The following is an 11,943-nucleotide window of genomic DNA, read 5'->3' as shown; positions in this document are numbered from 1 at the left end:
AGTTTCGAGGAGACGGACGGCACCTTCGCCGTCCTCCGGGAGGCCAGCCGATGGGGTTCACGCTCCGCTCAGGAGGGCCGGCACCGGCGCTGCTGAGCCGTGGCACCCACGGCCCGACGGCCGGTCGCCCGCCTCGCCCAGAGAGAGAACGGCGCGCGTGCGCCGGAGGGGAGCCCTCGTGGTCCATTCCTCACCCACCCCCGGTACCTCACCCACACCGCAGGACGACGCACCGGACGGCGCGCGCCGCACGTTCGTCGTCGACACGTCGGTCCTGCTGAGCGACCCGCGCGCCATCGGGCGGTTCGCCGAGCACGACGTGGTCCTCCCGGTCGTCGTCATCACCGAGCTGGAGGCCAAGCGCCACCACGCCGAGCTCGGGTACTTCGCGCGCAGCGCGCTGCGCATGCTCGACGACCTGCGGGTCAAGCACGGCCGGCTCGACGCCCCGATCCCCGTCGGCGACGTCGGCGGGACGTTGCGCGTGGAGCTCAACCACACCGACCCGGGCGTGCTGCCGGCCGGGTTCCGGCTGGGGGACAACGACACCCGGATCCTCTCCGTCGCGGCGAACCTCGCGGCCGAGGGTCACGACGTCACGGTCGTGTCGAAGGACCTGCCGATGCGGGTCAAGGCGTCGGCCGTGGGCCTGCGGGCCGAGGAGTACCGGCACGAGCTCGCCGTCGACTCGGGCTGGACCGGCATGGGCGAGATCTCGTTCACCGACGCGGAGGCGGCGGCGCTCTGGGAGCACGAGTCGGTCGAGCTCACGAGCCTGGACCCGGCGGTCGTCGAGGCGGCCGGCCCGCTGCACTGCCACACGGGTCTCGTCGTGCACTCGCCGCGCGGGTCCGCCCTCGGGCGCGTCACCGCGGACAAGCACGTGCAGCTCGTGCGCGGCGACCGCGAGGTGTTCGGGCTGCACGGGCGCTCCGCCGAGCAGCGCGTCGCGATCGACCTGCTGCTCGACGAGAGCGTGGGGATCGTCTCGCTCGGCGGCCGGGCCGGGACCGGCAAGTCGGCCCTCGCGCTGTGCGCCGGGCTGGAGGCCGTCATGGAGCGCCGGCAGCACCGCAAGGTCATGGTGTTCCGGCCGCTCTACGCCGTCGGCGGCCAGGAGCTCGGCTACCTGCCCGGCTCCGAGGCCGAGAAGATGAACCCGTGGGCGCAGGCCGTCTACGACACCCTCGGGGCGCTCGTCTCGCCGCAGGTGCTCGACGAGGTCATCGACCGCGAGATGCTCGAGGTGCTCCCGCTCACGCACATCCGCGGGCGCTCGCTGCACGACGCGTTCGTCATCGTCGACGAGGCGCAGTCGCTCGAGCGCAACGTCCTGCTCACGGTGCTGTCCCGCATCGGGCAGTCGTCGCGCGTCGTCCTCACGCACGACGTCGCGCAGCGCGACAACCTGCGCGTGGGCCGGCACGACGGCGTCGCCGCGGTCATCGAGGCGCTCAAGGGCCACCCGCTGTTCGCGCACGTCACGCTCACGCGCTCCGAGCGCTCGCCCGTGGCGGCGCTCGTCACGGAGATGCTGGAGTCGATCGAGGTCTGACCCGCCGCCGAGGTAGAGGCCTGGTCACGACCGGGCCTCTACCTCGCGGTGCCAGGCCTCTACCTCGGCGGACCGGGGGTCTCGCTCGCGCGGAGGCGGGTCCGCGGGTGGACGAGGACCACCGCGAGGACGCCGACGACGGCGCCCAGGACCGTGTCGAGCGCGCGGTCGAGCGCGAGCGCCGACGGGTCGGCGGGGTGCGCGAGCGAGGTCATGAGCAGCGCCATGGGCGTGATGGTGAGCATCGCGAGCCCGTAGTGGCGCCCCACGATCGTCTCGGTGACGGTCTGGAGCACGACGACGACGGCGGCCGTCCCCCAGAACCCGAGCGGCGCGGCGAGCAGCGGCCAGGCGAGGAGCGCGCCCGCGACCGTGCCGGCCCCGCGCTGCAGCGCCCGCACGACGGCGTGGCGCGCCGACTCGCCCTGGAGCACCGCGGTCGAGCCCATGGTCGCCCACGCCGCGTGCCCGAGGCCGGCGACGGCGGCGACCGCACCGGCGACGAGCCCGGCGACGCCGACGCGCACGGTCGGGAGCCGCCAGGGTCCTGCGGCCCGGGCCCGCGCCTGGGCGCGCAGGGTCGTGCGGACCGCCGGGCCGTTGTCGCCGCGCGGCACGCCGGTCGCGTCGAGCGCCTCCTCGACGGCGTCGAGCTCTGCGGCGAGCGCGGGGACGGCGGGCCGCGTCCGCCACCAGGAGGCGTCGTCCGCGAGGACGTCGCGCGCCCGGGCGACGGCACCGCGGGCAGCATGCGCGGCGTTCGGCGGGGCCCCGGGTCGTTCGGCGGCGCGCACGGCGTCGGCGGCGCGGCGGACGGCGAGGCGCGCGGGCGCCGTCGGGCGGACGAGCACGCCGGCCGTGCACACGAGCCCCGCGAGGAGCGCGCCGAACGCCGCCGCGAGCGCGCGCGGCCCGATGTCGGCGAGCGTCGGTGCGCCCGCGAGGCCCGCGCCCGCGGCGAAGACGACGATCGTCGCGCCGGGCGGGCCCGTGCGGACGAGGAGGCAGAAGGCCGTGGCCCCGGCGGCGAGGAGCGCGACGGCGGCGGTCGTGACGAGCGCGGGCGTGCCCGTCGCGGCGAAGAGCGTGAAGGTCGCGATCGTGCCGGTCATGAGCGTGCCGACGGTCGCGAGGAGCGTGGCCCGACGCCGGTACGGGTCGTACCGCCCGTAGAGCGACGTGAGCGCGCCGAGCGACGCGAACGCCGCGAGGTCGGGGCGCCCGAGCAGGCCCGGGACGGCGATCGCGAGCGCGACCGCGGCGCCGCAGCGCAGCGCGGCGGCGACCGTCGCGTCGGCGGGGCTCACGCGCAGGGCGTCGCGGAGGTGGGCGGGGTCGAGGACGTCCTGGGCGGCGGCGCGCACGGGCGCGAGCGCCGGGCGGGCGGGGGAGGAGAGGGGCATCGACGAACCAGCCTAGCGGTGATTCCTCGGTGTTTCACCAGTGAAAGAGTGTGAGGCCCGCCCTATCCTGGGTCCGTGGACTACGTCGACCGCGTGCGCGCGGAGTGGGCTGAGCAGCGGCCGGACCTCGACACCGCGACGTCGGCGGTCGGGGCGCGGCTGCGTCGCGTCGCGGCGCTGCTCGAGGCGGCGCTGGAGCGCTCCGCGGCACGGCACGACGTCTCGCGCGCGGAGTTCGACGTGCTCGCGGCGCTGCGCCGCGCCGGGCGGCCGCTGCGTGCGGGCGAGGTCACGACGATGACCGGCGCCCCCGGCGCGTCGATCACCAAGCGCCTCGACCGGCTCGAGCGCGCCGGACTCGTCGAGCGCACCGTCGCGGAGCGCGACCGGCGCGGCGTCCTCGTCGCGCTCACCGACGCCGGGACGGCGCTCGTCGACGAGGTCTTCCCGCAGCAGCTCGACCGCGAGCGCGCGGCGCTCGTCGACCTCGACGAGGCCGAGCGCGCCGAGCTCGCGCGCCTGCTCGCCGTCGTACTGCGCCGCCTCGACCCCGTCGACTACTGACGTCCTCCCGCACGACCCGGGGACGACGGAGGCCGGGCGGAGCGGGTCGTCCCGCTCCGCCCGGCCTCCGTGGACCCGGGTCGCGGACGCTCAGGCCTGCGGCGGGCGCGTCATCGACAGGACGTCGAGCGCCTCGTCGAGCTGCGCCTCGGTGACCTCGCCGCGCTCGACGAAGCCCAGGTCGATCACGGCCTGGCGGACGGTGAGGCCCTCCTTGACGGAGTGCTTCGCGACCTTCGCCGCCGCCTCGTAGCCGATGACGCGGTTGAGCGGCGTGACGATCGACGGCGACGACTCGGCCAGCGCGAGGGCGCGCTCGACGTTCGCCGTGATGCCCGCGACGGTCTTGTCCGCGAGGACGCGCGACGCGTTCGCGAGGAGGCGGATCGACTCGAGGACGCCCTGCGCGATCACGGGGATCTGCACGTTGAGCTCGAACGAGCCCGACGCGCCGGCCCACGCGACGGTCGCGTCGTTGCCGATCACGCGCGCGGCGACCATGAGCACGGCCTCGGGCACGACGGGGTTGACCTTGCCCGGCATGATCGAGCTGCCCGGCTGCAGGTCCGGGATGAAGATCTCGCCGAGACCCGTGTTCGGGCCCGAGCCCATCCAGCGCAGGTCGTTGCAGATCTTGGTGAGCGAGACGGCGATCGTGCGCAGCGCGCCCGAGAGCTCGACGAGGCCGTCGCGCGAGGACTGCGCCTCGAAGTGGTCGCGCGCCTCCGTGAGGGGCAGGCCCGTGTCCTCGACCAGCAGCGCGATGACGCGCTGGGGGAACCCGGCGGGCGTGTTGATGCCGGTGCCGACGGCGGTGCCGCCGAGCGGGACCTCGGCGGCGCGGGGGAGCGCCGACTCCAGGCGCTCGACGCCGTAGCGGATCGCGGCGGCGTACCCGCCGAACTCCTGGCCGAGCGTCACGGGCGTGGCGTCCATGAGGTGCGTGCGGCCCGACTTGACGACCGTCGCGAACTCGGCGGACTTCGCCTCGAGCGCCTCGGCGAGGTGGCCCAGCGCGGGGACCAGGTCGCGCACGACCCCGGCCGTCGCGGCGACGTGGACCGACGTGGGGAACACGTCGTTCGAGGACTGCGACGCGTTGACGTGGTCGTTCGGGTGCACGTCGCGCCCGAGCGAGCGCGTCGCGAGCGTCGCGAGGACCTCGTTCGTGTTCATGTTCGACGACGTCCCGGACCCCGTCTGGTAGACGTCCACCGGGAAGTGCGCGTCGTGCGCGCCCGACGCGACCTCGTCGGCCGCGGCGACGATGGCGGCGGCGACGTCCTCGTCGAGCACGCCGAGCTCCGCGTTCGCGCGGGCCGCGGCCTTCTTCACGCGGGCGAGCGCCTCGATGTGGCCGCGCTCGAGCGGGGTGCCGGAGATGGGGAAGTTCTCCACCGCGCGCTGCGTCTGCGCGCGGTAGAGGGCCTGCGCGGGCACGCGCACCTCGCCCATGGTGTCGTGCTCGATGCGGTACTCGGTCGTCGGTGCGGCCGTCCCGGCGGCGGCGCCGGGAGCCTCGGGAGATGCAGTCATGGGGCCATCCTGCCGCACCGCGCGCCGGCCCCCGCAACCCGCGTGAGCGAGGTCACGCGGGCTGCGGGGAGGGTCGTGCGCGGGTCGGCGGGCGCTGCCCCGGCGACGAGCGCGCCGGGGCAGCCGCGCAGCCCGGGCCGTGGGGTCAGGCGTCGGCGCGGGGCTGCTCGCCGACGTCGCCCACGACGTCGACCAGGTGCGCGCGGCCCTCGGCGAAGTCGTACTCGACGCCGACGATCGCGCAGCGGCCCTCGGTGACGGCCGCGGCGAGGCCGGCCGAGTAGGAGTGCAGCATGTCGACCGTGTTGCGCACGTGCTCGCGGCGCAGCACGGCGGGGTCGAGGTTCTCCAGCGTGCCGTTCCCGGCGCCCGTGATCTTCGCCACGGAGGGGATGACGCGGTCGACGACGGCCCGGACGAACCCGTTCGCCTGCGCGCCCGTCCGCAGGGTCTCGACCGCCGCGCCCACGGCACCGCACGAGTCGTGCCCGAGCACCACGACGAGCGGCGCGGACAGCACCTCGACGCCGTACTCGATCGAGCCGAGCACCGTGGTGTCCACCACGTGCCCCGCCGTGCGGACGACGAACATGTCGCCCAGGCCCTGGTCGAAGATGATCTCCGCCGCGACGCGGGAGTCGGAGCAGCCGAACAGGACCGTGTGCGGGTGCTGCGCGGCCGACGTCTCGCGCCGTCGGTCCGCGCCCTGCGACGGGTGCAGCGGGGCGTCGGCGACGAAGCGGTCGTTCCCGGTCCGCAGCGTCGCCCACGCCTCGGCGGGGGTGAGCGAACGGACCGGCTGTGCGGGGGCGGGAGAGGTCATGGCTCCCATCATCGCGCAGGTCGGGGCGTGCTCCGCGTGCTCGTTCGCATGGCGGGCCGCGCCGGGGGGCGGTATCCATGGAGGGTGACACCCCCGGTACTCGGGGAAGCGCGACCGAGGGGAGCTGACGTGCGCCGACGCACCCGAGCGCTCGCCGTCCTGGTCGCCGCGGGGCTCGTGGCGCCGCTCGCCGCGTGCGGCCCGGGCGACGACGGGACGCCGGAGCTCACGTGGTACATCAACCCGGACAACGGGGGCCAGGCCGACATCGCGGCGGCCTGCACCGAGGCCGCCGGGGGCGCGTACCGCATCACGACCGAGCTTCTCCCGCGCGACGCGGCGTCGCAGCGCGAGCAGCTCGCCCGCCGCCTCGCGGCGAAGGACTCGTCGATCGACATCATGAGCCTCGACCCGGTGTTCATCGCCGAGTTCGCCGAGGCGGACTTCCTGGCCCCCGTGCCCGACGACGTCGCGCAGGCGACGACGCAGGACGTGGTGCAGGGCGCGATCGACGCCTCGACGTGGAAGGACGAGCTGGTCGCCATCCCGTTCTGGGCGAACACGCAGCTCCTCTGGTACCGCAAGTCCGTGGCCGAGACCGCCGGGCTCGACATGTCGCAGCCCGTCACGTGGGAGCAGATCATGCAGGCGGCCCAGGACCAGGACAAGCTCCTGGCCGTCCAGGGCGCCAAGGCCGAGTCGCTCACGGTGTGGATCAACGCGCTCGTCGAGGGCGCGGGCGGCCACATCATCGACAACCCCGAGGCCCCGGCCGACGAGGTGAAGCTCGGTCTGGACACGGACGCGGGCAAGGCTGCCGCAGAGATCATCGGCGGCATCGGCACATCGGGCGTCGGCGGGCCGGGGCTGCCGAGCGAGGACGAGCCCGCGTCGCTCACCAAGTTCCAGGGCGACCGCGGGTCGTTCATGGTGAACTGGCCGTTCGTCTGGTCGTCCACCCAGAGCGCCGTCGAGGCCGGGTCGCTCGACCAGGCGCTCCTCGACGACATCGGCTGGGCGCTGTACCCGCGCACGACGGAGGGCGAGGACGCCCGTCCGCCCTACGGCGGCATCTCGCTCGGCATCGGCGCGTTCGGCAAGCACACCGACCTCGCCTACGAGGCGGCCCAGTGCATCGTGAGCCCCGAGAACCAGGCCGAGTACTTCGTCACCAACGGCAACCCGGCGGCGAGCATCAAGGCCTACGACGACCCGGACGTCCAGAAGGCGTTCCCCATGTACGACGTCATCCGCGACTCGCTCGACCAGGCGGCGCCGCGGCCCCAGACGCCGTTCTACAACGAGGTCTCCACGGGCCTCCAGCAGACGTGGTACCCGCCCGCGTCGGTCGACCCCGACACGACGCCGCAGGAGTCCACCGAGTTCATCACCGCCGTCCTGCGAGGGGAGCGACTCCTGTGAACGCCGGACCCCCGACCGAGCCCGCACCCCGCGGCCGGCACGCCACCACGCCGTCGACCGCGACCGAGGACGCCCCGCCGCGCGGCGGGGCCGCTCCCCGGTCGGGGTCGCGCGGCGCGCCGGACGCCGCCGCCAAGGCCGCGCGCAGCGACCGCTCGCGGGCCGAGGCCCGCCTCGGCTGGTACCTCGCCGGACCGGCGTTCGTCGTCATGCTCGCCGTGACGCTGTACCCGATCCTCCAGGCCGTCTACGACTCGCTCTTCAACTACAAGCTCACCGCGCCGGACGACCGGTCGTTCGTCGGGCTCAACAACTACGTCGTGATCCTCACGGACTCCGTGTGGTGGCGGGACCTCGGGGTCACGCTCTTCATCACGGTCGTCACGGTCGTCATCGAGCTGATCCTCGGCTTCGCCCTCGCGCTCGTCATGCACCGCGCGATCAAGCGCCTGCGCGGGCTCCTGCGCACCGCGATCCTCGTGCCCTACGGCATCATCACGGTCGTCTCGGCGTTCGCGTGGTTCTACGCGTTCGACATCACGTCCGGGTACGTCAACCACTGGTTCGACTGGGTGCCGGGCGTCGGTCCCGACCTCAACTGGTTCGCGCAGCAGGGCACGAGCCTGTTCGTCATCATCGCGTCCGAGGTCTGGAAGACGACACCGTTCATCTCGCTCCTGCTCCTCGCCGGCCTCGCGCAGGTGCCGGGCGACCTGGAGGAGGCCGCGAAGGTCGACGGCGCGACCGCGTGGCAGCGGTTCACCCGCGTCATCGTGCCGAACATGAAGGCCGCGATCATGGTGGCCGTCCTGTTCCGCGCGCTCGACGCGTTCCGCATCTTCGACAACGTCTTCATCATGACGAACGGCGCCAACGGCACCGAGGTGCTGTCGCTGCTGGCCTACCGCACGTCGATCGGCCAGCTCCAGATCGGCATGGGCTCCGCGATCTCCGTGCTGCTGTTCCTGTGCGTCGTGCTCATCTGCTTCATCGCGATCAAGCTCTTCAAGGTGGATCTCGCCGGCGCGAGGGGGGAGAAGTGATGGGCAGCGTCCTCAGCACCAAGGCCAAGATCTGGTGGGCGGTCATCACGGTCGTCGTGCTCGTCGGGGCGCTGTTCCCCGTGCTCTCGATCTTCATGACGAGCTTCAAGGGGCCCAGCGACATCAACTCCGGGACGTTCCTGCCGCCGCAGTGGAGCACCACCAACTACGAGCAGATCCTCGCGTCCGGCGGGTCCGCGCAGGAGCTGTTCCTGTCCGCGCTGCGCAACTCGATCGGCATCTCGCTCATCGCGACGGTCATCGCCGTCGTGCTCGCCACGCTGTGCGCCTACGCGATCGCGCGCCTGAACTTCCCGGGCAAGCGCCTCATCCTCACCACGGCGCTCGGCGTCTCGATCTTCCCCGTCGTGTCGATCGTCACGCCGCTGTTCAACCTCTGGCGCAACATCGGCCTCTACGACACCTGGCTCGGCCTGATCATCCCGTACCTGTCGCTCACCCTGCCGATCTCCATCTGGACGCTCGCGGCGTTCTTCCGCCAGATCCCGTGGGAGCTCGAGCAGGCCGCGCAGGTCGACGGCGCGACGCCGTGGCAGGCGTTCCGCAAGGCGATCGTCCCGCTCGCCGCGCCGGGCGTGTTCACCACCGCGCTCATCGCGTTCTTCATCGCGTGGAACGACTTCGTCTACGGCATCTCGCTCACGTCGACGAGCGCGGCCCGACCGGTCCCGGCGGCGCTCGCGTTCTTCACCGGGGCGTCGTACTTCGAGGAGCCGACGGGCGCGATCTCCGCGGCCGCGGTCGTCGTGACCATCCCCGTGGTCATCCTCGTCGTGCTGTTCCAGCGCCAGATCGTCTCGGGCCTGACCCAGGGGGCGGTGAAGGGATGAGCACCGCGTCCCCGGACCGCCCCGCCCACCACCGCACGCCCTCCCGGTCCGCCGGGCACCGTGCCGCACGCCGAACCCGAGGAGAGAGCTGATGGCGTCGATCACCCTCAAGGACATCGTCAAGCGCTACGGCGACGGCTTCCTCGCCGTGGACAACGTCAACCTCGACATCGCGGACGGCGAGTTCGTCATCCTCGTCGGGCCGTCCGGCTCGGGGAAGTCGACGGTCCTGCGCATGATCGTCGGGCTCGAGGACATCACGGCGGGCGAGCTCGAGATCGACGGCGTGCGCGTCAACGAGAAGGCGCCGCGCGAGCGCGACCTCGCGATGGTGTTCCAGAACTACGCGCTCTACCCGCACCTCACGGTCGCGGAGAACATCGCGTTCCCGCTGCGCCTCGCGAAGGGCAAGCACAGCGAGGAGGAGATCCGGGAGAAGGTCGAGCGCGCGGCCGACATGCTCGACCTGCGCGAGCACCTCGACCGCAAGCCGGCGAACCTCTCGGGCGGTCAGCGGCAGCGCGTCGCGATGGGCCGGGCGATCGTGCGCGACGCGAAGGCGTTCCTCTTCGACGAGCCGCTGTCGAACCTCGACGCCAAGCTGCGCGGGCAGACCCGCACCGAGATCGCGCGCCTGCAGCGCCGGCTCGGCACGACGACCGTCTACGTCACCCACGACCAGACCGAGGCCATGACGCTCGGCGACCGCGTCGCCGTCCTGCGCCGCGGCGTGCTCCAGCAGGTCGCGAGCCCGCGCGGCCTCTACGAGCAGCCGGTCAACCTGTTCGTCGCGGGCTTCATCGGCACGCCGCCCATGAACTTCCTGCCCGGCGAGGTCTCGGGCGGGAAGATCACGCTGCCGTTCGGCGAGTTCGACATGCCGGAGAGCATCGCGACGGCCGTCGGAGACCGCGGCCTGGTGATCGTCGGCCTGCGGCCCGAGCACTTCGAGGACGCGCGGCTCGTCGACCCGGCGAAGAAGGACCGGGGCCACACGTTCGAGGCGCAGATCGACGTCACCGAGTGGCTCGGCGCGGAGCTCTACGCCTACGTCCCGTTCGAGATGCACGAGTCCGTGAAGGGGCAGCTCGACGAGCTGGACCGCGAGCTCGACGGCGAGGGCGTGCGCACGCAGTTCGTCGTGGCGCTCGACTCGGCGTCGCGCGCGCGGGACGGCGACGTGACGGACCTGTGGTTCGACCCGACGAAGATGATGATCTTCGACCCGGAGACGAGCGAGAACCTCACGCGCGACACCGCGGAGGCCGAGCGCATCGAGCAGGAGAACGTCGAGGACCGCAAGCGCTCCCTGGAGCGGGCGCAGAAGCAGGACGCGCAGGTCTGACGCAGGTCTCGGCCGCCCGGGCTCGTGCCCGGGCGGCCGAGGCGTGCCCAGCCTCGTGGCCGCGCTCGTGCCAGCCTCGTGGCCGCGCTCGTGGGCGGGCTCGCGGGCGCGACCTCGGAGCCGTGACCGGGCTCAGGCGGGGGCGAGCTCCGCGCGTCGCGGCGGGTTGGCCCCGGCGCGCGAGACGGTGACGGCGGCGACCGCGACGCAGCGGCGCAGCACGTCGCCGAGCACGGTGGCGTCGATCGCGCGCAGCGCCTCGCGCCGGTCCGCGCCGAGCAGGCCGGCCTCCCACAGCCCGTCGAGGAGCGCGCCCATGAACGAGTCGCCCGCGCCGACGGTGTCGACGACCTCGACGCGCGGGGCCGTGACGCGCTGCTCGCCGGCCGCGGTGACGGCGACCGCTCCCTCGCCGCCGAACGTCACGACGACGAGCGCCGGCCCCAGGGCGAGCCACTCGCGCGCGACGGCGACCGGGTCCGCGCCCGGTACGAGCCACGCCACGTCCTCGTCGCTCACCTTGACCACGTCGGCGAGCGCGACGAGCGCCTCGATGCGGGTGCGCGCGTCGGCGGGGTCGCCCATGAGGGCGGGCCGGGCGTTGGGGTCGTAGGTGATCGTCGCGGTGTCGCGCGCCGCGGTGACGAGCGCGCGGACGTCGGACGCGCCGGGCTCGAGCACGGCGGCGATGGAGCCCGTGTGCACGGCGAGCGTGCCGGCGTCGGGAGCCGTGCCCACGGGGACGCGCCACTCCAGGTCGAACTCGTACGTGGCCGCTCCGTTCGCGTCGAGGTGCGCGGTGGCGACGCTCGTCGTGGGGGCGTCGGTGCTGCCGGGCGTGAGGGTCACGGCCGAGTCGTCGAGCCACGCCCGCACCGCCTCGCCGTGCGCGTCGTGCCCGAGCCACGTGGCGAGCCGGGCGTCCCGCCCGAGCCGGCCGAGCGTGAGCGCGACGTTCGCGAGGCTGCCCCCGGGGTGCTCGGCGACGCTGCCGTCCGCGCGGTGCACGACGTCGACGAGCGCCTCGCCGACGACGAGGACGTGCCCGGCGGGCGCGGCGGCGGGCTGGGCGGGGTCCGTGCTCGTGCTCATGCGTCGTCTCCGGTCGGGTCGTCGGGGTCGGTCGTGCCGCGTGCCGTCGCGTCGTCCTGCGAGCGTGCCGCGTCGAGGCGGGCGCGCGCGCCGTCGAGCCACTCCTGGCAGCGCGCGGCGAGCGCCTCGCCACGCTCCCAGAGCGCGAGCGAGTCCTCGAGCGGCTCGCCCCCGGCCTCCAGCCGGGCGACGACCTGCACGAGCTCGTCGCGCGCCTGCTCGTACGAGAGCGTCGACACGTCGGACGTGACAGCGTTGTCAAAGGAAGTCACGGCAGTATTCAACCCCATCTGTGCGTCGTGGCCCGAC

At 73.7% G+C, this 11,943-nt stretch carries 11 protein-coding genes; 6 read left to right on the top strand and 5 right to left on the bottom strand.

Annotated features, from left to right (window positions below; translation table 11 throughout):
• Nucleotides 1-178: 178 nt before the first annotated feature.
• A complete protein-coding gene (locus tag RDI86_RS02895; RefSeq protein ID WP_061266974.1) occupies nt 179-1,555 on the top strand; it encodes a PhoH family protein in 1,377 nt (458 codons plus the stop codon).
• Between the two features lie 59 nt (nt 1,556-1,614).
• Here the strand turns inward: RDI86_RS02895 and RDI86_RS02890 are convergent, their stop codons facing one another.
• Entirely contained in the window at nt 1,615-2,958 is a 1,344-nt protein-coding gene (locus tag RDI86_RS02890) for an FUSC family protein (RefSeq protein WP_308820638.1), read from the bottom strand.
• 75 nt (nt 2,959-3,033) lie between these two features.
• Here RDI86_RS02890 and RDI86_RS02885 point away from each other — a divergent pair, with 75 nt between their 5' ends.
• On the top strand, nt 3,034-3,522 hold the full coding sequence (locus RDI86_RS02885; RefSeq protein WP_061267618.1) for a MarR family winged helix-turn-helix transcriptional regulator: 489 nt from the start codon (nt 3,034-3,036) through the stop codon (nt 3,520-3,522).
• A gap of 90 nt (nt 3,523-3,612) precedes the next feature.
• On the opposite strand, the gene RDI86_RS02880 is transcribed toward RDI86_RS02885, so the two are convergent.
• A complete protein-coding gene (locus tag RDI86_RS02880; RefSeq protein ID WP_043659762.1) occupies nt 3,613-5,058 on the bottom strand; it encodes a class II fumarate hydratase in 1,446 nt (481 codons plus the stop codon).
• Nucleotides 5,059-5,203: 145 nt separating this feature from the next.
• Nucleotides 5,204-5,881 (bottom strand): carbonic anhydrase, encoded by a 678-nt coding sequence (locus tag RDI86_RS02875; RefSeq protein WP_076405215.1) that lies wholly within the window; start codon nt 5,879-5,881, stop codon nt 5,204-5,206.
• Between the two features lie 129 nt (nt 5,882-6,010).
• Between RDI86_RS02875 and RDI86_RS02870 the strand changes: the two genes are divergently transcribed.
• The 4 genes from RDI86_RS02870 (at nt 6,011) to RDI86_RS02855 (ending at nt 10,542) form a co-directional block, all read left to right on the top strand.
• A complete protein-coding gene (locus RDI86_RS02870) occupies nt 6,011-7,303 on the top strand; it encodes an extracellular solute-binding protein (protein WP_308820637.1) in 1,293 nt (430 codons plus the stop codon).
• Nucleotides 7,300-8,346: a carbohydrate ABC transporter permease gene (locus tag RDI86_RS02865; RefSeq protein WP_082774421.1), complete on the top strand. Its 1,047-nt coding sequence runs from the start codon at nt 7,300-7,302 to the stop codon at nt 8,344-8,346. Before RDI86_RS02870 ends, RDI86_RS02865 begins: the two co-directional genes overlap by 4 nt.
• Nucleotides 8,346-9,197, top strand: coding sequence for a carbohydrate ABC transporter permease (locus tag RDI86_RS02860; protein WP_061267621.1), 852 nt, complete (start codon nt 8,346-8,348; stop codon nt 9,195-9,197). Before RDI86_RS02865 ends, RDI86_RS02860 begins: the two co-directional genes overlap by 1 nt.
• 91 nt (nt 9,198-9,288) lie before the next feature.
• The gene (locus RDI86_RS02855) at nt 9,289-10,542 is read left to right on the top strand and encodes an ABC transporter ATP-binding protein (RefSeq protein ID WP_021482413.1); all 1,254 of its coding nucleotides are present in this window, start codon (nt 9,289-9,291) and stop codon (nt 10,540-10,542) included.
• 132 nt (nt 10,543-10,674) lie between these two features.
• Here RDI86_RS02855 and RDI86_RS02850 read toward each other — a convergent pair whose 3' ends face one another.
• Together RDI86_RS02850 and RDI86_RS02845 are read right to left on the bottom strand one after the other, a co-directional pair.
• Nucleotides 10,675-11,634 (bottom strand): carbohydrate kinase, encoded by a 960-nt coding sequence (locus RDI86_RS02850; RefSeq protein ID WP_308820636.1) that lies wholly within the window; start codon nt 11,632-11,634, stop codon nt 10,675-10,677.
• Entirely contained in the window at nt 11,631-11,924 is a 294-nt protein-coding gene (locus tag RDI86_RS02845) for an exodeoxyribonuclease VII small subunit (protein WP_051028398.1), read from the bottom strand. Before RDI86_RS02845 ends, RDI86_RS02850 begins: the two co-directional genes overlap by 4 nt.
• Nucleotides 11,925-11,943 lie beyond the last annotated feature (19 nt).

It is taken from the genome of Cellulosimicrobium sp. XJ-DQ-B-000 (assembly GCF_031119065.1).
GTDB lineage: Bacteria > Actinomycetota > Actinomycetes > Actinomycetales > Cellulomonadaceae > Cellulosimicrobium > Cellulosimicrobium funkei.
This window is presented reverse-complemented; position numbering and strand designations above follow the sequence as displayed.